Source organism: Lysobacter sp. Soil_C_15, assembly GCF_057657315.1.
The window spans coordinates 910,570-931,139 of the sequence record NZ_JBDGIR010000001.1 but is presented as its reverse complement, the minus strand read 5'-3'; the positions used below and the strand labels follow the sequence as shown (position 1 = coordinate 931,139).

The 20,570-nt window shown below is 71.7% G+C and carries 16 protein-coding genes; 6 read left to right on the top strand and 10 right to left on the bottom strand.

Annotation, left to right across the window (positions count from 1 at the left end; genetic code table 11):
* Positions 1 to 352: 352 nt before the first annotated feature.
* From AC3A57_RS04020 to AC3A57_RS04010, 3 genes are all read right to left on the bottom strand, one after another.
* Positions 353 to 1,681 (bottom strand): M20 family metallopeptidase, encoded by a 1,329-nt coding sequence (locus AC3A57_RS04020; RefSeq protein WP_487577683.1) that lies wholly within the window; start codon positions 1,679 to 1,681, stop codon positions 353 to 355.
* Between the two features lie 455 nt (positions 1,682 to 2,136).
* Positions 2,137 to 3,486, bottom strand: coding sequence for an amidohydrolase (locus tag AC3A57_RS04015; RefSeq protein WP_487577719.1), 1,350 nt, complete (start codon positions 3,484 to 3,486; stop codon positions 2,137 to 2,139).
* 77 nt (positions 3,487 to 3,563) lie between these two features.
* Positions 3,564 to 4,904: a hypothetical protein gene (locus AC3A57_RS04010; RefSeq protein ID WP_487577682.1), complete on the bottom strand. Its 1,341-nt coding sequence runs from the start codon at positions 4,902 to 4,904 to the stop codon at positions 3,564 to 3,566.
* A gap of 244 nt (positions 4,905 to 5,148) precedes the next feature.
* Here AC3A57_RS04010 and AC3A57_RS04005 point away from each other — a divergent pair, with 244 nt between their 5' ends.
* The gene (locus tag AC3A57_RS04005) at positions 5,149 to 7,275 is read left to right on the top strand and encodes a TonB-dependent siderophore receptor (protein ID WP_487577681.1); all 2,127 of its coding nucleotides are present in this window, start codon (positions 5,149 to 5,151) and stop codon (positions 7,273 to 7,275) included.
* Positions 7,276 to 7,534: 259 nt separating this feature from the next.
* Here the strand turns inward: AC3A57_RS04005 and AC3A57_RS04000 are convergent, their stop codons facing one another.
* A complete protein-coding gene (locus tag AC3A57_RS04000; RefSeq protein ID WP_487577680.1) occupies positions 7,535 to 8,536 on the bottom strand; it encodes an aldo/keto reductase in 1,002 nt (333 codons plus the stop codon).
* 180 nt (positions 8,537 to 8,716) lie between these two features.
* On the opposite strand from AC3A57_RS04000, the gene AC3A57_RS03995 reads away from it, so the two are divergent.
* From AC3A57_RS03995 to AC3A57_RS03975, 5 genes are all read left to right on the top strand, one after another.
* The gene (locus AC3A57_RS03995; RefSeq protein ID WP_487577679.1) at positions 8,717 to 9,613 is read left to right on the top strand and encodes a LysR family transcriptional regulator; all 897 of its coding nucleotides are present in this window, start codon (positions 8,717 to 8,719) and stop codon (positions 9,611 to 9,613) included.
* A gap of 409 nt (positions 9,614 to 10,022) precedes the next feature.
* Complete coding sequence (locus AC3A57_RS03990) at positions 10,023 to 11,366, top strand: APC family permease (RefSeq protein WP_487577678.1); 1,344 nt, start codon at positions 10,023 to 10,025, stop codon at positions 11,364 to 11,366.
* A 351-nt stretch (positions 11,367 to 11,717) separates the two neighbouring features.
* Positions 11,718 to 13,388 (top strand): MFS transporter, encoded by a 1,671-nt coding sequence (locus AC3A57_RS03985; RefSeq protein WP_487577677.1) that lies wholly within the window; start codon positions 11,718 to 11,720, stop codon positions 13,386 to 13,388.
* A 17-nt stretch (positions 13,389 to 13,405) separates the two neighbouring features.
* Complete coding sequence (locus AC3A57_RS03980) at positions 13,406 to 14,632, top strand: HlyD family secretion protein (RefSeq protein WP_487577676.1); 1,227 nt, start codon at positions 13,406 to 13,408, stop codon at positions 14,630 to 14,632.
* Positions 14,633 to 14,637: 5 nt separating this feature from the next.
* Positions 14,638 to 16,032, top strand: a complete 1,395-nt coding sequence (locus AC3A57_RS03975; RefSeq protein WP_487577718.1) for an efflux transporter outer membrane subunit — start codon at positions 14,638 to 14,640, stop codon at positions 16,030 to 16,032.
* A 217-nt stretch (positions 16,033 to 16,249) separates the two neighbouring features.
* On the opposite strand, the gene AC3A57_RS03970 is transcribed toward AC3A57_RS03975, so the two are convergent.
* The 6 genes from AC3A57_RS03970 to AC3A57_RS03945 form a co-directional block, all read right to left on the bottom strand.
* Positions 16,250 to 17,062 (bottom strand): aminoglycoside phosphotransferase family protein, encoded by an 813-nt coding sequence (locus AC3A57_RS03970; protein WP_487577675.1) that lies wholly within the window; start codon positions 17,060 to 17,062, stop codon positions 16,250 to 16,252.
* 220 nt (positions 17,063 to 17,282) lie between these two features.
* Positions 17,283 to 17,561: a hypothetical protein gene (locus tag AC3A57_RS03965; protein WP_221670611.1), complete on the bottom strand. Its 279-nt coding sequence runs from the start codon at positions 17,559 to 17,561 to the stop codon at positions 17,283 to 17,285.
* Positions 17,562 to 17,910: 349 nt separating this feature from the next.
* Complete coding sequence (locus tag AC3A57_RS03960) at positions 17,911 to 18,294, bottom strand: HU family DNA-binding protein (RefSeq protein ID WP_221670610.1); 384 nt, start codon at positions 18,292 to 18,294, stop codon at positions 17,911 to 17,913.
* Between the two features lie 109 nt (positions 18,295 to 18,403).
* Positions 18,404 to 18,631, bottom strand: coding sequence for a hypothetical protein (locus AC3A57_RS03955; protein WP_487577674.1), 228 nt, complete (start codon positions 18,629 to 18,631; stop codon positions 18,404 to 18,406).
* A gap of 33 nt (positions 18,632 to 18,664) precedes the next feature.
* Positions 18,665 to 19,753 (bottom strand): cell division protein ZapE, encoded by a 1,089-nt coding sequence (gene zapE, locus AC3A57_RS03950; RefSeq protein WP_487577673.1) that lies wholly within the window; start codon positions 19,751 to 19,753, stop codon positions 18,665 to 18,667.
* A gap of 111 nt (positions 19,754 to 19,864) precedes the next feature.
* Entirely contained in the window at positions 19,865 to 20,557 is a 693-nt protein-coding gene (locus tag AC3A57_RS03945; RefSeq protein ID WP_487577672.1) for an alpha/beta hydrolase, read from the bottom strand.
* Between the last annotated feature and the right edge of the window lie 13 nt (positions 20,558 to 20,570).

Below are 20,570 nucleotides of genomic sequence, written 5' to 3'. Positions count from 1 at the left end.
GCCGATCCACCGGTGAGAAGCGTGAGAGCGTGCGCTGGCGGATCGCAGGTTCGCGCACGATCGGACGCCAGCAGGCCATGCCTGCTGGCCGGACGGGCTGGGGGCCTCGGTCTTGGCTTTTGCCGGTAAGCCGGACAGCACATCCCCCCGCGCCGCCAGTCGCTCCAGGCCTCGTGCCCGCGCCGGGCGCTCGCCCTTTTTCAAAGGGGGCCTCACAGCGCGCCCGTATTTCCTACCCTCGCCCTCGCCGTACCGTCATAGCTGCAGCTGTAGCTGTAGTCGTTGCTGTTCCCCCCTTTGAAAAAGGGGGGCTGGGGGGATTTGCTGTTGCTCCGCGCTTACCCGCCGCAGCTCACCCCGCCGCCGGTTGCCCATGCAGATAGTCCAGCGTCACCTGCAGCATCGCCCGCAGCCCCAGGTCCAGCGAGCTCTCGTCGAGCTTGAACTGCGGCGAGTGGTTGCTCGGCGCGGTCGCCGGGTCGACCCCGGGCTCGGTCGAGCCGACGAAGAAGAACATCGCCGGCACCTGTTTGGCGTAGTAGGAGAAATCCTCCGCGCCCATCACCAGCGACATTTCCACCACCTTGTCCGCGCCGGCCGCGGCCTTCAGGCTGGGCAGCATGCGCGCGGTCAGCGCCGGGTCGTTGTAGGTCACCGGATTGCCGTCCTGGTCCGGCACTTTGGACTCGGCGCGCGCGCCGTGCGCGGCGCTGACGTGGTCGGCGACGTTCTTGAGGTCCTTGAAGATCGCCTGGCGCATGCCTTCGTCGAAGGTGCGGATGGTGCCGATCATCTCCACTTCGTCGGGGATGATGTTGTAGCGGATCCCGCCCTTGATCGCGCCGAAGCTGACCACCGCCGGCAGCTTGGCGATGTCGGTGCGGCGGCTGACGATGGTTTGCGCGCTGCCGATCACGTCGGCCGCGGCGACGATCGGGTCGATCCCGCCCCAGGGGCGCGAGCCGTGGGTCTGGCGGCCCTTGATCTTGATCGAGAAGCGGTCCGAAGCCGCCATCAGCGGGCCCTGGCGCACGCCGATCTGGCCGGCCTGCAGGGTCGAGAACACGTGCAGGCCGAACATCGCCTCGGGCTTGAAGTCCTTGAACAGCCCTTCGGCGAGCATCAGCGGCGCGCCGCCGGCCTCGTCCGCGGGCGGGCCTTCCTCGGCCGGTTGGAATACCAGCATGACCTGGCCCGGCAGGTCATGCTTCATCGCCACCAGCGCGTCGGCCACGCCGAGCAGGATGCCGGTGTGGGCGTCGTGGCCGCAGGCGTGCATGACGCCGACGGTTTCGCCGCGGAAGTTGGCGGTGGCCTTGGACGCGAACGGCAGGTCGACCTGCTCGGTCACCGGCAGCGCGTCCATGTCGGCGCGCAGGGCGATCTTCGGCCCGGGCTTGCCGCCCTCGATGATCGCGACCACGCCGTGGCGGGCGATGCCGGTGCGCGGCTTGAGGCCGAGCGCGCGCAGGTGCTCGGCGACCTTGGCCGCGGTGCGCTGTTCGCGGTTGGAGAGTTCCGGGTTCTGATGGAAGTCGCGCCGCCAGCGCACCACGTCGGCCTTGAGCTTGGCCGCGGCGGCGGTGACCTCGGCACGCTCCGCGGCGGCGGCCGGAGACAGCGCGGCCAGGGCGGAACAGCCGAGCGCGCAGCTCAGTGCGAGGGTCAGCGGACGCTTCATCGACGCAACTCCGGGCGGGAAAGCCCCGATCCTAGCCCAAGCCCGCCGTCGCGGCAGCGCGACTTTGGTGGGTGCGCGATCGGGGCACAAACGCCGGTCGGGCGCGCAAGGGCGGTGGCTGCGCGTTAGCCGAGCGAACGGGTGGCGCCTGCGCGCAAAGCAAATCCCCCCGCGCCGCTACAGCGGCCTGACTTCGTGCCGGCGCCGGGCGCGTGCCTCCTTTTCCAAAGGGGGCAACGGTTCGCGCGCTGTTGCCGTTCCCCCCTTGAAAAGGGTGAGAGCGTGCGCTTGCGAACCGCAGGTTCGCGCACGATCGAACGCCAGCAGGCTAGGCCTGCTGGCCGGACGGGTAGGGGGATGCCTTTGCTCCACCGAGATCGATCCCCGCTTCGGTCGCAGCTCGTGCCCGGAGGAAATCCCGGCGGGACGCCGCTGCTGCGGGCGAGCGACGTCGCTCAACCGCCGTGCAGATAGTCCAGCGCCACCTGCAGCATCGCCCGCGTGCCGACCTCCAGCGATCCTTCGTCGAGCATGAACTGCGGCGAGTGATTGATCGGCGCCTTGGCCGGGTCGATGCCCTGCGCGGTCGAGCCGACGAAGAAGTAGAAACCCGGCACCGTGTTGGCGAACTGGGAGAAATCCTCGGCCACCGTGACCAGCGCCGACTCGCGCACCCGTTCGGCGCCGGCCGCGCGCTGCAGCGAGGGCAGCACGCGTCGGGTCAATGCCGCGTCGTTGATCGTCGCCGGGGCGTTGTTGACCACCTGCAGCTCGGCGCTGGCGCCGGCGGCATGGGCCAGGTCTTCGGCGGTGCGGCGCAGGCGCGCGATCACGTCCTCGCGCACCGCCGGGTCGAAGGTGCGCAGGGTGCCGACCAGCCTGGCTTCGTCGGGAATGATGTTGAAGCGCACGCCGCTGTTGAACTGGCCGGCGGTCAGCACCACCGGGGTCGCGGCGATGTTGATCTGGCGCGCGATCAGGCTCTGGCTGGCGAGCAGGATCTGCGCGCCGACGGTGATCGGGTCGATTCCGTCCCAGGGCCGCGAACCGTGGGTCTGCTTGCCGCGCACGGTCAGGCTCCATTCGTCGGCGCTGGCCAGCATCGGCCCGCTGCGGTAGCCGATCTCGCCGACGTTCAAGCCGGCCCAGACGTGCAGGCCGAACACCGCCTCGGGCTTGAATTGGGCGAACACGCCCTGGTCGAGCATCAGCTTGGCGCCGAACGGCTCGCCCGCGACCGGCGGGCCTTCCTCGGCCGGCTGGAACACGAACATCACTTCGCCCGGCAGCCGCTCTTTCTGCGCCGCCAGCGCAGTGGCCACGCCGAGCGCGATCGCGACGTGGGCGTCGTGGCCGCAGGCGTGCATGACCCCGACCGGTTGGCCGCGGTAGTCGGCGCTGACCTTGGACGCGAACGGCAGCCCGGCCGGTTCGGTCACCGGCAGCGCGTCCATGTCGGCGCGGATCGCGATGCGCGGCCCCGGCCGGCCGCCCTTGAGCACCGCGACCACGCCGGTGTGGGCCAGGCCGGTGCGCGGCTGCAGGCCGAGCTTGCGCAGTTGTTCGGCGATCAGTTTGGCGGTGCGTATTTCGTGCTGGCCGAGTTCGGGGTGCTGGTGAACGTCGCGGCGCCAGGCCACGACCTGCTCGCGCACCCGCGCGGCCTGCGCGGCGACGGCGGCGGGGTCGACCGAAGCGCGCTCGTCCTGGGCGCGATCGAGCGGAGCGAGGGCGGCCGGTTCGGCCGCGAACGCGGAAACGCAGGTCAGGGCGCAAAGCGCGGCGGCCAGGGCGCGCGGACGCAGTCGGGGCATCGCGGCGAGTCTCGAAGCGAAGGGGAGACCCGCAGCCTGCACCGCGCCGCGGCCGCTGCCAAGCGCGGCTAGACCTCGACCGCGTCCGCCGGCAGGCGCCAGGCCCAGGGCGGGCCCAGGTCCATCGCCGCATACACCCGTGCCGCGGTGGCGCGGCGGCGTCCGCCGGCGCCGCGCCGCCAGCGCCAGCGCGAGACGGCGAAGCCCAGCAGCAGCACGCCCGGCACCGCGCCGGCGAAGACCGCGGCGACGATCAGCAGCGCGCCGAAGTCCCCGTCCCCGCCGGTGGTCCAGAGCCCGATCGCGGCGATCAGGGCGACCGCGCCGACACCGGCGGCCAGCAGGAACCGGGCCATGCGGCGCATGCCCGGCCAGGTCAGGCGGGTCATCGCCTGCTCGGAGTAGCGCGCCAGGAAGATCGTGTGGGCGACATAACGGCGACCGTCTTCCAGGCAGTGCAGGGCGTAGACCAAGGCCTCCGCGCCGGTCTGCGCCGGTTCGCCGTGAGCGATCAGTTCGACCCGGTCGGCTTCGGCCAGGAACGGTTCGCGGTCGCCGAAGTCGCGCGCGGCGTAGAACCGGAAACGCTGCCCACCGAGGCGGAAGCGGTACAGGCCGAAGCTGCGGCGCGAATCGCTCGAGCCGGTGGCGATCTGTTCCATCGTCAGTTCGCTCAGCTCGCCCTGCCAGCGGCGCAGGGGCGGATGGTCCGGCCGGGCCGGCGCGGCCGGATCGCGCGTGCGCGACGGGGCCGCGGGCGGCGTCGGGTCCGGCGCGGCCTGCGCCTGCACATGCGCTTGCGCTTGCGCGGGCCGGGGTCCGCGCGGACCGGGCGCCGGCCGGGACTCGCCGCTCGGTCGGCCCTGCAGGCGCAGCGCTTGCGCCAGCGCCTGCTCGGAGGCCGCGGCGACGCGGCGGTCGCGCCGGCTGCGGTGCAGGGTCGCGGCGTGTTCGAACACCATGATCGCGGCGATCAGCGCTGCGACCGCACAGGCGACCAGCAGCAGCGCCCAGCCGAAGCCGTCGAAGATCCGCCATAGGGCCCCGCCCAGGCCGGCCAGCGCGAGCGCCAGCATCGGCAGCCAGCGCGCCAGGCCGCGCGCCGCGGCGCTGCGCAAGGCCGCGCGGCTCGGCGGAATCAGGCCTTGGCCGTCGGCGCCCACCGCCCAGTGCAGCCAGGCGCTGCCGTCGTCGAGGCGGTACAGGCCCAAGCTGAGCTCGGCGCCGCGCCGGGCCAGCGCCGACAGGGCCGCGAGCGAGGCCGACGCGGCGGCCGGATCCTCGACCCGTCCGGCCACGCGTTCGCCATCGGCCAGGCTCAGGCAGAAACGACCGTCGGCGACGGGCGCGGCGATGCGCACGCGCCGGATGCGCGCGTTGCGGGTTTCGGTGCTGAGCGGACGGGGCATGCGGCGGTCGCTTCCTGCGAACAGCCGGCGAGCATAGCAACGGCCGCAGGCGCGGCCGCGTAGCGCCGATTGCGCTTGCCGCGGTGCGTTGCGCTTGCCGCGGCGCGCTGAGAAAATGAGAATGATTATTGTTTGTGGTTGTGACCGCCGCCCGGCGCGCTTACGGCCCGCGGGCGCTGCCCATGCGGCGCGCAGGACGCGACCCGCCTCCCTTTCCCGTTTGGCCTACGCCGGAGTCCGCTGCATGTCCCATGCCCCCGTCCGTCCCTTGTCCGGCTTGGCGCGCGCCCTGCGCCTGGCCTGCTGCGCCCTGCCGTTGGGCTGGGGCCTGGCGGTCGCCGCCGAGCCCGCCAGCGACCCGACCACCCTCGACCAGGTGCAGGTGCGCGCGCCGATCGCCAAGCGCAGCCAGACCGTCACCAAGACCGACACGCCGCTGATCGAGGTGCCGCAGTCGGTGTCGGTGATCGGCGCCGAGCAGATGCGCGAGCGCGGCGTGCAAGGCATCGAGGAGGCGGTCTGGTACACCGCCGGCGCCCAGGGCGGCGGTTACGGCCAGGACACCCGCAGCGACTGGCTGCTGGTGCGCGGCTTCGCGCCGGCGCGCTACCTCGACGGACTGGCGCTGACCGATGGCGCGTGGACCGGCGGCACCCGGATCGAGCCCTACGGCCTGGAGCGGATGGACGTGCTCAAGGGGCCGTCTTCGGTGGCGTACGGCGCGATGCCGCCGGGCGGCCTGGTCAACCTGGTCAGCAAGCGCCCGACCGAGCAGCCCTCGGGCGAAATCGAAGCCACGCTCGGCAATTACGGTCTGCGCCAGGCCGCGTTCGATTTCGGCGGCCCGCTCGGCGACAGCGGCAGGCTGTTCTACCGGCTCACCGGCCTGGCCCGCAACAGCGACAACGTGGTCGACTACGTCCACGACGACCGCTATTTCTTCGCCCCCGCGCTGACCTGGAAGCCGAGCCAGGACACCGCGCTGACCGTGCTGGCGCGCTGGCAGAAAGCCGATACCGCGCAGGGCGGCGGTTTCCTGCCGGCGGCCGGCACCTTGCTGCCGAACCCGCACGGGCGGATCCCGCGCGAGCGCTACACCGGCGAGCCGGGCTGGAACGACTACCTCAAGACCATGCGCTCGCTGGGCTACGAGTTCAGCCACCGCTTCGAGAACGGAGCGACGTTCCGGCAGCACCTGCGCTACGGCAAGACCGAGGTCGACCACGATGCCGGCGTCGGCGCGTTCGGCCTGCAGGACGACCTGCGCACGCTGTCCCGCTATTACTTCCCGCTGGAAGAGCAGTCGACCGCGCTGGCGCTGGACAACCGCGTCGAGTGGAAGTTCGGCCGCGGAGCCTGGGACCACACCGTGCTGGCCGGCGTCGATTACCGCCGCTTGGCCAGCGACTACGCCTCGGCCTTCGCCTTCGGCGCGCCGTCGCTGGACATCTTCGATCCGGTGTACGGCGCCGTCGTCGTCAAGCCGGCCTATACCTCGCGCCAGGACAAGGTCCAGCATCAGCTCGGCGCCTACCTGCAGGACCAGATCCGGGTCGACCGTTGGGTGATCACCCTGGCCGGGCGCCAGGATCGCGTGCGCACCCGCACCGACCAGCGCCTGGCCGTGCCGGCGACGCGCGAACGCCAGCGCGACGAGAAGTTCTCGGGACGCGTCGGCGTGAACTACCTGTTCGATTCGGGCTGGGCGCCGTACCTGGCCTGGTCGCAATCCTTCGAGCCCACCGTCGGCGCGGACTTCGCCGGCCGCGCGTTCGTGCCGACCACCGGCGAGCAGATCGAGGCCGGGTTGAAGTTCCAGCCGGCGCACGGGCGCGGCCTGCTGACCCTGGCGGCCTACGAGCTGAAGCAGGACGACACCCTGACCGTGGACCCCGACCACATCTTGTTCTCGGTGCAGCAGGGCCGGGCCCGGGTGCGCGGCGCGGAACTGGAAGGGCGCTGGAACTTCGCCAACGGCCTGAGCGCATACGGCGCCTACGCCTACGCCGATTCGCAGATCGTCCGCAGCACCGACGCCGGCGCGCTCGGCAAGCAGATCGCATTGCAGCCGCGCCATGTCGCCTCGCTCGGCGCCGACTACACGATCGGCTACGGCGCGCTGTCGGGGCTGGGCTTCGGCGCCGGCGCGCGTTACACCGGCGCGCACTACGGCGACCTGTACAACCAATGGAAGACGCCGTCCTACACCTTGTTCGACGCCTCCGCGCGCTACGACCTGGGCGCCTGGCGCTTCCAGCTCAACGCCAGCAACCTCGGCGACAAGCGCTACGTCGCGGTGTGCAACAGCGCCACCTGGTGCTACTACGGCTACCCGCGCACGGTCACGGCGACGGTGCGCTACCGCTGGTGAGCCTAGCGGTCGTGCAGCGGCCTGGGCCGCTTCGAAACCGGCGCGCAGATGCTTAAGCTGTCGCGGACAAGGCAAAAAGCAAATCCCCCGCGCCGCTGCGCCTGCCGGACTTCGTACTCGCATTGGGCGCGAGCCCCCTCAACGAAGGGGGCCATGACGACGGGCGCTCGGGCTGCTCGGGCCGTTCCCCCTTTGGAAAACGGGGCAGGGGATTTGCTGGTGCTTTGTTCGCTGCTCGGGACGACGAGGCAAAGCGATCTCAGCGCCCGATCAACGCCATCCCCGCCTCGGTATAGCGAGCGCCGGCGATCGCTTCCGGACGGAACCAGGCATCCAGCTGCGCCAGTTCCGCCGGCGACAGGGTCAGGTTCACCGCGCCGACGTTGTCCTCCAGGTACTTGCGCCGCTTGGTGCCGGGGATCGGCACGATGTGCTCGCCCTGGGCCAGCACCCAGGCCAGGGCCAGTTGCGCCGGCGTGCAGCCCTTGTCGGCGGCCAGCGCCTGCACCTGCCGCGCCAGGCCCAGGTTGCGGTCGAAGTTCTCGCCCTGGAAACGCGGGGTGCTGAGACGGAAGTCGTCGCTGCTCAGCGCGCCGGCGTCGGTGATCGCGCCGGTCAGGAAGCCGCGGCCGAGCGGGCTGTAGGGCACGAAGCCGATGCCGAGGCGGACGCAGGTGGCCAGCACGTCGTTGCGTTCTGGGTCGCGGGTCCACAGCGAGTACTCGTTCTGCACCGCGGTGATCGGATGCACCGCCTGGGCGCGCTGCAAGGTCTGCGCCGAGGGTTCGGACAGGCCGAGGTAGCGCACCTTGCCCTGCGCGACCAGCTCGGCCATCGCACCGACGGTGTCCTCGATCGGCACGTTCGGGTCGACGCGGTGCTGGTAGTACAGGTCGATGCGGTCGGTGCGCAGCCGCTGCAGGCTGGCCTCGACCGCCTGGCGCACGTACTCGGGACGGCCGCTGATGCTGCGCCGCTCCGGGTCGGCCGGGTCCGGCACGAAGCCGAACTTGGTCGCCAGGAACACTCGCTCGCGGCGCCCCTGCAGGAACCGGCCGAGCAGTTCTTCGTTGGCGTGCGGGCCGTAGATGTCGGCGGTGTCGAGGAAGTCGACGCCCAGTTCCAGGGCGCGGTCCAAGGTGGCCAGCGATTCGGTTTCGTCGGCGCTGCCGTAGGCGTAGCTCATGCCCATGCAGCCCAGGCCGAGGGCGGACACGGTGGGGCCGGACGGTCCGAGGCGGCGGGTCGGAAGCGTGCTCATGGATAAGCTCCTTGATCGTGTGGGGAGTCTTGCGACGGCGGTTCGATCGCCCGGGTCGATCGCGGCGGCCGGGCGTGACGGGCACTCTAGGCCGCGGCGATTGCGCGAAAAACAGGCTTTATCCTCATTCCCTGTGAAGCGTTCCTTCATAATCGAGGCCTTCCGACCGTCGCCGCCCGCATGCCCGCCCATCCTCTGCCCGCGGTCCTGGCCTTCGCCCGCGTCGCCCATTGCGGCAGCTTCACCCGCGCTGCGGCCGAACTGGAGGTGTCGCCCTCGGCCCTTTCGCAGACCGTGCGCGCGCTGGAGACGCGGCTGGGCGTGCGCTTGCTCAACCGTACGACCCGCCGGGTCGGCCTGACCGAGCACGGCGCACGTTTTCTCGAGCAGGTCGCTCCGGGGCTGGCCCAGATCGAAGCCGCCTTCGACGACCTCGATGCGGTGCGCGACCGCCCGACCGGCCGGCTGCGCATCAACACCGGCCGCAGCGCGCTGAAGATCCTGATCGAGCCGCACCTGCCGGCGTTCCTGGCGCGCTATCCGGAACTGGAAGTGGAGTTGTTCGTCGACGACACCCTGGCCGACCTGGTCGAGGGCGGTTTCGACGCCGGCATCCGCCTCGGCGAGACCCTGGCCCGCGAGATGGTCGCGGTGCCGGTCGGCGGCGCGCAGCGGCAAGTGGTGGTGGCCGCGCCCGCGTACTTCGCCCGCCGGCCGCCGCCGCGCGCGCCGCAGGATCTGATCGGCCACGACTGCATCCGCCTGCGCCTGCCGGGCAGCCGCCGCCTGCATCCGTTCGAGTTCCACCGCGATGGCCGCGACATCGCGGTCGAAGTGCGCGGCCGGCTGATCCTCAACGACGGCGGCGCGATCCTGGACGCGGCGCGCGCCGGCCTCGGCCTGGCCCAGTTGTTCGAGCCGATCGCGCGACAGGACTTGCGTGCAGGCCGTCTGGTCGAGGCGCTGCAGGACTACCAGCCGCCGTTCCCGGGTTTCTACGTCTATTACCCGGCGCGCCGGCAACTGCCGCCGAAGCTGCGGGTGTTCGTCGATTTCCTGCGCGAGGCGGTGGGGTAGGCGGGGCTGGGTGATGCGTCCATTCGCGCGGTAGTTCATTCGTTCGCCGAAGCAGTCCCCCTTTGAAAAAGGGGGGAGGGGGGATTTGCCTTTGCTTCTGCCGTGCCGAAAACCGCACGTTCCAACGCGACCGATGCGATCTGCGATCGTTGCCGGCTCCGACACGTCGTAGAAGCAAATCCCCCTACCCCCCCTTTTTCAAGGGGGGAACCGATGCGGCGCTACCCTGGAGCGCATCGGCCGGCGCGGCGCGACGTCGCGGCGGCGACGCTGCGTCGATCTGTGCGGCTGCAAGCGACCTCACGTCCTGGCGCGTCGCACTTCTCATTCTGCGGTCCACGCTTGGCTGCGCTCCCTTCTCTCCGTTCCCGCGGCATGCGAGGCTGCCCCGATCCGCCGGGGAGCCGCCATGACCGCTGCCGTTCCGTCCGACCCGCCCGAGCCCGTCGCCGCGTTGCGCGGCGAGGCCGCGCTGGTGCGCGCGCTGGGGCCGTTCCAGCTCGGCGCGTCGATCATCAACATCATCGTCGGCGCCGGCATCTTCATGCTGCCGGCGCTGCTGTACGGGCGGTTGGGCCCCGGCGCGCCGTGGGTGTTCGTCGCCGGCGCGCTGGCGATCGTGCCGATTGCGCTGTGTTTCTCGGCGATCGGCAGCCGCGCCTCGGCCACCGGCGGGCCCTACACCTTCGTCGGCGCCGCGTTCGGACCGTTCGCGGGGTTTCTCGCCGGCGCGCTGATGTGGGTGTGCAATACCGCCTCCAGCGCCGGCGTCGCCGCGGCCCTGGCCGAGCAGGCCGCGCAGGCCTGGCCGGCGCTGCGCGAACCGGCGCCGCGCAGCGCGTTTCTGGTCGCGGCCTATGCGCTGCTGTTCGCGCTCAACGCCTTCGGGGTCAAGCTCGGGGTGCGCGCGATCGTGGCCCTGGCGACGCTGAAGCTGACCCCGCTGGTGTTGCTGGTCGCGGTCGGGATCTGGTTCGTCGACTGGAGCCAGATCGGTCCGCCGGCTGCGCCGCCGTCGTGGAGCGCGCTGGGCTCGTCGATGGTGCTGGTGGTGTTCGCCTACTCGGGCATGGAGACCGCGCTGGTGCCGACCGGCGAAGTGCGCGACCCCTCGCGCCACGTGCCGCGCGCGACCATGGCCGCGATCGCGGTGGTAGTGCTGCTGTACCTGGGCATCCAGATCGCCTGCCAGGGCCTGCTCGGCGCCGGTCTGCGCGATCACCCCGCGCCGGTCGCCGGCGCGGCGGGCGCGGTGTGGGCGCCGGCGCAGGCCCTGCTGCTGATCGCCGCCGGCGTGTCGATGGCCGGCTTCCTGATGGGCAACCTGTTTTCGTCCTCGCGCCTGCTGTTCGCGCTCGGCCGCGACGGCTACCTGCCCGACGCCTTCGGCCGCGTCGACGCGCGCTACCACGTGCCGCGCACCGCGCTGGCGGCGCACGCCGGCATCGCCCTGGCGCTGGCCCTGGCCGGCAACTTCGAAACCCTGGCGCTGATCTCCGGCGGCGCGATCTGCCTGTTGTTCCTGGCGGTGTCGGTGGCGGCCTGGCGCGCCGAAACCCTGGACCTGCGCGGCGCCGGCGCGCCGTTCCGCCTGCCCGGCGGACGCTGGCCGGTGCCTGCGCTGGCGACGGCGATCATGGCCGCGGTGCTGGCGACGATGAGTGCGGCGCAATGGGCGGCGATCGCGGTGTCGCTGCTGGCCCTGGTCGGCGTGTACGGGCTGTTGGCGCTGCGCCGGCGCGGGGCGCGCTGAAGCATCACATTCCCGCGACGCCGGATCGGCACCATGGCCGGCAGGGGAAAGCGGACTCGAACGGACAGGCCAATCGCCTCGCGCGCGCTTGATCGTTGACCGGCCGCTGAGGCCTACTCTTCCATCGTAACGCCGACGCATGCGGGAGCCGTGCGCTTGCAGATGGCCAGCACCGCCGCCACCGCCGTGTCCGATTCCGCCTTGCCGCACGCCGCGGCGTCGTCCGCCGCCGCCGCTTCCGTGCCTGCCGGCTCGCCCGCCGGATCTTCGCCACCGTCCGCCGCTGCGGACGCCGGCGCCGTGCCGCCGGCCGGCGCTCCGCCCGCGGGACCGCCCGGACCGGCCGCGCCGATGCCGCGCTGGCGCGTCGCCGCCTTCGTCGCGATCTCGCTGCTGCTGGGCCTGACCCAGAGCCTGGGCATGAACCTGGTCGCCTCGAACCTGCCGCAGGTGCAGGGCGCGCTAGGCGCGACCAGCGCCGAGGCGACCTGGCTGCTGACGGTGTACTTCGCCACCAACATCCCGGCCAGCCTGTTGCTGACCAAGTTCCGCCTGCATTACGGCCTGCGCCTGTTCGCCGACCTGGGCATCGGCCTGTTCGTGGTCGCGGCGGTGGTGCACCTGCTGGCCAAGGACCTGGACTCGGCGCTGGCCGCGCGCGCCGCGCTCGGCATCGCCGCCGCGCCGCTGAGCTCGCTGACCGTGCTGTACATGGCCGAGGTGTTCGACGGGCCGAAGAAGGTGCTGGGGCTGATGTTCGGTTTCGCCGCCCTGCAGACCGGCGCGCCGGTGTCGCGGATCGTCGCCGAAAGCCTGTTCCTCAACGGCCAGTGGCACGGCATCGTCTATTTCGAACTCGGCCTGGCCCTGGTCTGCCTGGCCGCGATCAACCTGTTGCGGGTCACTCCGGCGCCGCGCCAGCCGATGTTCGATCGCCTCGACATCGTCAGTTTCCCGCTGTATTCGGCGGCGATCGCCCTGGTCACGGTGGTGCTGACCCAGGGCCGGCTGCGCTGGTGGCTGGACACGCCCTGGCTGGGCGAATGCCTGGCCTGGGCGGTGGTCTGCGCCGGCGCGTTCGTGCTGATCGAGATCAACCGCTCCAGGCCGATGGTCAACCTGCGCTGGCTGCTGCACGGCGGCTACATGGTGCGGCTGGGGCTGGCGATCGTGCTGTCGCGGATGGTGCTGTCGGAGCAGTCGGTCGGCGCGGTCGGCCTGCTCAACGTGCTCGGCCTCAACAACGACCAGATGCATACGATGTTCTGGCTGGTGCTGGCCGGCACCATCGCCGGCTTCGTCGTTACCCTGCCGTTCCTGCCGGGCCGGCGCTTCGACATTCTCGGCCTGATCGCGGTAGCGCTGGTCGGGGTCTGCGCCTACGTCGATTCGCACGCCAGCAACCTGACCCGGCCGGCCCAGCTCTACCTCACCCAGACCGTGATCGCGATGGCGGCGTCGATGTTCCTGGCCAGCTCGATCCTGCTGGCCCTGGTGCGGGTGGTCGCCGACGGGGTGCGCAACCTGGTCACCTTCATCGTCTTGTTCACCACCACCAACGCGCTCGGCGGCCTGCTCGGTTCGGCGGTGCTCGGCACCTATCTGGCGCAACGCCAGAGCGCGCATTACCAGCACCTGCTGCAGCCGATGACGCTCGCCGATCCGCAGGTGGCGCTGCGCACCCAGCAGCTCGGCGGCGCGGTCGCGCGGGTGGTCGGCGATGGCGCCGCGCGCGGCCAGCAGGCGCTGGCCAGCCTGAACCAGCAAGTGCTGCGCGAGTCCTGGGTGCTGGCCTACAACGACGTGTTCCTGGCGGTGGCCTGGCTGGCGCTGGCGGTGCTGGTCTGGGTCGGGCTGCTGAAGTGGCAGCTGTGGCGGCGCGGCCACACCGTGGTCAGCTTCGCCTCGCAAGTGCCCGGGCCGTTCGGCGCGCCGGGCGCTGCGGCCGCCTCCGGCGACGCCGCGCCCACGTCCGCTGGCGTCCAATCCGCTGCACCGACCGCTCCCTCCCCCGTTTCCTGATCCGCGAAGGACGCCCCATGCCACTGAAGACGCCCTTCCGCTCCAAAGCCACCCTCCCGGTGATCCTGATCGCCGTGGTCGGCGTGCTGCTGATCCTCTACGCCTGGCGCCTGCCGCCGTTCTCCAGCGCGCGCCAGACCACCGAGAACGCCTACGTGCGCGGCAGCGTCACCGTGATCGCGCCCAAGGTCGACGGCTACGTCGCCCAGGTGCGGGTGCAGGACTACATGCGGGTCGAAGCCGGCCAGGTGCTGGTCGAGCTGGACGACCGCAACTACCGCCAGCGGCTGGAGCAGGCGCGCGCCAACCTGGCCGCGCAACAGGCCAACCTGGCCAATTCGACCCAGTCGCAGCGCGTGCGCGAGGCGGCCATCGCCAATGTCGAAGCGCAGCTGGCCGCGGCCCAGGCCAACCTGGCCCGCGCCCGGGCCGACATGCGCCGCGCCAATGCCCTGGTCGGCGACGGCTCGCTGTCGCAGCGCGAACGCGACCAGACCCTGGCCGCGCTGCGCCAGGCCGAAGCCGCGCTCGGCCAGGCCCAGGCCGCGCGGCGCTCGGCCGGCGAAGACGTGCGTTCGGTGATCGTCAACCGCGAGGCGCTGAGCGCCGCGGTCGGCAACGCCCAGGCGGCGCTGCGGCTGGCCGAGATCGACCTGGCCAATACCCGCATCCACGCGCCGCAGGCCGGCCAGCTCGGCGAGATCGGCGTGCGCCTGGGCCAGTACGTCACCCCCGGCACCCAGCTGATGCAGCTGGTGCCGCGGCGGTTGTGGGTGGTGGCCAACTTCAAGGAATCGCAGACCGCGCGCATTCGTCCGGGCCAGGCGGCCTGGTTCCGGGTCGACGCGCTCGACGGTGCGGTGCTCAAGGGCCGGGTCGAGCGCTTGTCGCCGGCGACCGGCTCGGAGTTCAGCGTGATCAAGACCGACAACGCCACCGGCAATTTCACCAAGGTCGCGCAACGCCTGCCGGTGCGCATCGCGATCGACCCCGACCAGGAACTGGCCCAGCGGCTGCGGCCGGGCCTGTCGGTGGAGGCCACGGTCGACACCGCCAGCGCGATCGACGAAGCCGCGGTGCGCCGCGCCGAACAGGCGGCCGCGGCCGAGGCCGCGCGCGACGCGGCGGTGCCGATGGCGCGATTCGACGCGGCGCCGGCGCAGGCCGATCGCGCCCGCGGCGCGGCGTCCGCATCGCCGCGGACCGAGCCGCGGACGGAGCCGCGGACGGAGCCGAGGCCGTGACCCGGATGCGCGCGCTGCGGCTGGGTGGACGAGGGCTGGGCTGGGCGGCCGGGATCGCGTTGTTGAGCGCCTGCGCCAGCGTGCCGCCGCCGCCGCCGCGGCCCGCGCCGCCCGCGGCCTGGCGCGACGCGCCCGGCGCCGGGATCGCGGTGCAGCGCGACTGGTGGCGCGGCTACAACGACCCGGTGCTGGCCGAACTGGTCGAACGCGGCCTGCGCGACAACACCGATCTGCGCCTGGCCGCGGCGCGCGTCGCCGAAGCGCGCGCCCTGCTGGCGGCGCAAGGCGCGGCGCAGTGGCCGAGCCTGGATCTGGCGGCGAGCGCGACGCGTTCGCGCAGCCTCAGCGCGGCCAGCGGCCGGGCCGTGGTGTCGGAGGTGACCCAGCCGCAGTTCCAGGCCGCGTTCGAACTCGACCTGTGGGGGCGGCTGGACGCGCTGACCGACGCGGCGCGGGCCAATCTGCTGGCCAGCGAAACCGGCGCCGACGCGGTCCGGCTCGGCATCGCCGCCGCGGTGGCGCAGGCCTATCTGGGCCTGCGCGCCGGCGACGCGCGCCTGGCGGTGGCGCAGCGCACCCTGGCCTCGCGCGAGGGCGCGCTGAAGGTCGCGCAGCGGCGTTTCGACACCGGTTACAGCTCGCGCCTGGAGCTGGCCCAGGCCCAGGCCGAGTACCGCGCCACCGCCCAGGTGGTGCCGCAGTTGCAACTGGCGATCCGGCGCCAGGAGGACGCACTGTCGGTGCTGCTCGGCGATGCGCCGCAGGCGCTGCCGCGCGGTCGCGCATTGACCGATATCGCCGCGCCGGCGCTGCCCGATGCCGGCGTGCCCTCGCAGTTGCTGCGCCGCCGTCCCGACATCGCCCAGGCCGAGGCGCAGATCGCCGCTGCCGACGCCAGCCTCGCTGCCGCGCGCGCGCAGTTGCTGCCGTCGCTGCGCCTGACCGGCTCGCTGGGGCAGCTGGAGTCGAGCCTGCTGCACAACGACCCGATCCGGCTGTGGAGCGTCGGCGGCAGCGTACTGGCGCCGCTGTTCAATCGCGGCCGGCTGCGCGCCCAGGTCGACGCCAGCGCCGCGCGCCGCGACCAGGCGGTGCTGGGCTATCAGAAGACGGTGTTGACCGCGTTCGCCGAAGTCGAGGACGCGCTGGCCGCGATCGCCCGCCTGCGCGAGCAGGGCGAGCAGGCCGAGCTGCAGCGCCAGGCGCTGGCCGAGGCTTTGCGCATCGCCCACAACCGCTACAACGAGGGTTATGCCTCGTACCTGGAAGAGCTGGACGCGCAACGCAACCTGTTCAACGCCGAACTGACCGTGCTGCAACTGCGCGGCGACGCGCTGGCGGCGGAAGTGAACCTGTACAAGGCGCTGGGCGGCGGGTGGGGCGTGGCGGCGAGGCCTTAGCAGCGAAGAGCAAATCCCCCCTGCCCCCCCTTTTCAAAGGGGGGAACGGCAAGAGCCTAAGTCGTCTCTCACAAGAGAAACGGCGAGTGCCTAAGTCATCGCCCCCTTTGCAAAAGGGGGCGCGCGCCTTGCGTCGTTCGGCGCAGCGAGGTTGCGAGCGGCGCGGGGATTTAGCCCAGATCGCGAAAATCAGCGCAGAACGGTTGCGGCGTGCGCCTCACCCGCGCTCCAACTCCGCCAGCGCCAGCTCGATCACCGCGAATTCCTTGTCCGCTTCGTCTTCGTCGCTGAGGAACCAGGCCGCCGACAGCGACTGGAACGCGGCGATCCATCGCAACAGGCGCTGCCGTTCCAGGCCGGCGCGTTCGACCACGATGTCCAGGCGGCGTTCGAAACGGCCCGGCGCCAGTGCGGTCTCCCCGTCGGGGGCGGTGAACAGCACCGCGTACTCGAAGCCGCGCTCGCCGATCACCCGCTTGGGGTCGATCGCGATCCAGCCGCGCTCGGGGCCGGCGTCGAGCACGTTCTCGTGGTGCAGGTCGGCGTGCAGAGGCACGATGTCGCGCGGCTCGGCGAGCAGGCGCTGGGCGATCTCCCAGCCGCGCGCGAGCAGGCCGCCGTGGCTGCGGGCCTGCGTCTCCAGGTCGGCGAACCAGGGCCGCAGCGGCACCAGGTCCGAAGGCACCGGCGCCGTGCGCGGCGCATGCAGGCGCGCGGCGGTGTCGCACAGGATCGCGGTGGCCTCGTCGTCGCGGCCGTCGCGCGCCATCTGCGCCAGCGAGCGCGGGCCGCAGGCGCGTTCCAGCAGCAGCGCGTCGGCGTCGCTGGCCAGCACCCGCGCGGCGCCGTCGCCGTCCCACCACTGCATCAGCAGGCGGCCGTGGCGCTCCTCGGTTTCGCGCGCGAGCTTGAGCATGGCCGGCGCGCCGGCGGCGCGCACCGGCAACAAGTCGCTGCTGTGGGTGCGGATGGGGCTGCCGTCGGCAACCAGGTTCCACGCGGCGAGATGACGGTCGAAGGGCGAGGACATGGGCGTGCGGTCGGGACGATGCGCTCGATATCGGGCCGGCTGCGGCCGGCGCAAGTGACGAGGGCCGGCGCGCGTTGCGAACCGTGCGCGGGTTGGCAGGACCCAACGGCGCTCGAACCTGCTCCGGTCGCGTCCTGCCGCGACCGTGCGGAACGGACTTTGCCGATCGCGGCGGCTGCGCCGCGCCGGAGCGGTTGCGAACGGCTGTCGAGCGCGCGGTTCAGTCGGCGGCGGCGTCCGCTTCCGTGGCGGCCGCGGCGTCGCGTTCCTTCAGCAGCGCTGCCGCTTCGGCGTCTGCGGCGACGCGGTGGCGCAGCGACTTGCAACGCTCCACGCCGGCGTCGGTGAGGCGCAAGCCGTCGCTGTCGTCGGCTTCGACCAGTGCGGCCTCGATCAGGCGCTCGCGCAGGGTCGCCGAATGCGGCTCCGGCGCCTGACCGTGGTCGAGGCGTTGCAACACGTTCAACAATGCCAGTTCTTCGAGGCTGATCGGGTCCATGCGGCCGTTCCTGCGCGATTGGGCGCACTATGCCATGGCCGAGGAAGTGTGCCGAAACCTGGTTAGGTTCAGCGCCACGACAGCGGATTCAGCGACGGCGGCGAAAGCGGAAGGACGTTCGTCCACAGACCCGGGCAGGGCGGCATGCGGCACCGAAAGGAATCCGCGCAAAGGCAACAGCGGCCCTAGAGGCAGCGGCGCCCAAAGCAACGCCGCCCAAGGGCGGCAGCGGCACCAAAAAAAAGCAACGCCGCCGGAGGGCGGCAGCGGCACCAAAAAGGAACGCCGCCCGAGGGCGGCATTCCGGCAAAGCGGGCGATGCGGCGTGCGTTGCGCCGCATCAGCGACCTCAGGCCGCGGCGTCCTTCAGCTTCTTCAGCGGACGGACCTTGACCTTCACCGTGGCCGGCTTGGCGGCGAACCACTGCTCTTCCTTGGTGAACGGGTTGATGCCCTTGCGCTTCGGCTTGGCCGGAACGTTGACGGCGGTGATCTTCAGCAGGCCCGGCAGGGTGAACGCGCCGGCGCCCTTCTTGTTGATCGAGGCATGCACCGCGCCTTCGAGCGCGCCGAGCACCGCGCGGATGTCCTTGGCGACCACGCCGGTGGTTTCCGCCAGATGCGCGACCAGACCCGACTTGCTCAGCACTTCCTTGATCGGCTTCGGAGCGGCCGGCTTGGCGGCGGCCTTCGGCGCGGCCTTCTTCTTTGCAGCGGTTTTCTTGGTAGCCATAGTTTCTTCCGGTAGTACTCGTTGGATGGGATGGGTTGCCTGGATAACCCCTCGGCAAGGCGGAATGTAGGGCATGCCCGACGCGCCGCCAAGAGTTTTCGAGGAAAAATTAGCTGTTTTTTAGTGCCGCCTCGGCGTCGGTCGGCTCCGGTGCAGGCAAAACCCCGTCCGGCGAGGCGTTTTGCGACCGCGTGCGCAGCCATCGCGCGCCACGCAAGAAGCGGAAAAACCCGGACTTGCCGCGTTCCTGCGGCGGCGCAGCGACGGTTTGCGCGCGCGCCCGGCGCGCGTCGTGGCGGCGGCGATGCGGGCGTTCGGTCGCGCTGTCGGCGGACACGCTCGGCACACATGCCGCGGGCATGGTCGAAGCTCAGCCCCGGTGTTCCAGCGCCAGGTACTCGGCCGACTGCATTTCGATCAGGCGCGAGGCGGTGCGTTCGAACGCGCCGGCCAGGCGCTGGCCGCGGTACAGGCCGGCCGGGCCGTCGGCGGCCGTGCACACCAGGTTCACATGGCGGTCGTAGAACTCGTCGATCAGATTGATGAAACGCCGGGCCGGGTCGTCGTTGAGGCCGTCGAACAGTGGAATGCCGCCGACCAGGACGGTGTGGCATTCGGTCGCGATCTCGATGTAGTCGCTGGCCGCGCGCGGGCCTTCGCACAGCGCGGCGAAGTCGAACCAGGCATGGCCGTCGGCGAGCGCGCGCACCGGAATGTCGCGGCCGTCGATGCGCATCGGCCCGGTTTCGGCGATGCAGGCGGCGGTCAGTTCCTTCCAGCGCCCGGCCAGCCAGGCGTCGGATTCGGCGTCCAGCGGCGCGCGATACACCGGTGAGCGGGTCAGCGCGCGCAGCCGGTAGTCCTGCGCGCTGTCCAGCAGCAGCACCTCGCAATGGGCCTGGAGCTGCGCGATCGCCGGCTTGAAGCGGTCGCGCTGCAGGCCGTCGGCATAGAGGTTGGGCGGCGCGGTGTTGGAGGTCGTCACCAGGGTCACGCCCTCGGCGAACAAACGCTCCATCAGCCGGCCGAGCAGCATCGCGTCGCCGATATCGATGACGAAGAACTCGTCCAGCACCAGCACCCGCAGGCTCTCGCGCCACTGCCGGGCGATCCGCGCCAGCGGATCGCTCTCGCCGGCGTGCTCGCGCAACTGGGCGTGGATTTCGCGCATGAAGCGGTGGAAATGGGTGCGCCGCTTCTCGGCGATCGGCAACTGCTCGTAGAACAGGTCGATCAGGAAGGTCTTGCCGCGGCCGACCCCGCCCCACAGGTACAGGCCGCGCACGCCTTCGCGCGGCTTGCCGCGCAGGCGGTCGAACAGGCCCTGGCGCGCCGGTACCTGTACCGCGGCGTGGATACGGTCGAGCTCGCGCAGCGCCGGGCGCTGCGCCGGGTCGTCGCTCCAGTCGCCGCGGGCGACGCCGGCGGCATAGGCTTGGGATGGGGACAGCACGGTCATGCGCAACGCTCGTAAGGCCGGCTCATGCCGCCGCGGCCGCGGCGGCGCAGGCGCAGGCGCAGGCGCGGCGTTTCCCGCGGGGCAGGCCGGAGGACATGGGCAGGGCGAGGCTCAGTTCGGATCCGGCGCGGAACCGGCGGGAAGTTCCGGCGGCAGGTGCGGCCGCACGCCGTTCTTGATCGCGCCGCGCAGATCGATCAGGCGGCGATGGAAGAAGTGCCCGGTGTCGGGCATGCGCACCAGCTCGGGCGGCTGGCGCAGGCCTTCGATCCAGGCGAACACCGCCTGCGGGTCGACGATCTCGTCGGCCTCGCCCTGGATCACCAGCCAGGGATAGCCGCTGGGCGGGGCGATGCGGTCGAAGTCCCAGCGTCCGGCCGGCGGCGCGATCGAGATCAGCAGCCTGGGCTGCAACTCGTCGGCCATGCGCAGCGAGACGTAGGCGCCGAAGCTGAAACCGGCCAGCCACAGCTGCGCATCGGGCCGGGTCGCGCGGACCCAGGCCGCGACCGTGCGCAGGTCGTCGCATTCGCCTTCGCCCTGGTCGAACTCGCCTTCCGAGGCGCCGACGCCGCGGAAATTGAACCGCACCGTGGCCGCGCCGGACTCGCGCAGGGCGCGCGCGGTCATGGTCACGACCTTGTTGTGCATGGTGCCGCCTTCGGTCGGCAGCGGATGGCAGACGATGGCGACGATCGGCCGCGGCGCGGCTTCGGCGGCTTCGACGATCAGCTCGAGCGCGCCGGCCGGGCCGGGCAGAGTCAGCGTCGCGGAAGCGTCGCCGGGAAAGGCGGGAAGGCTCATGGCCGGCATGATA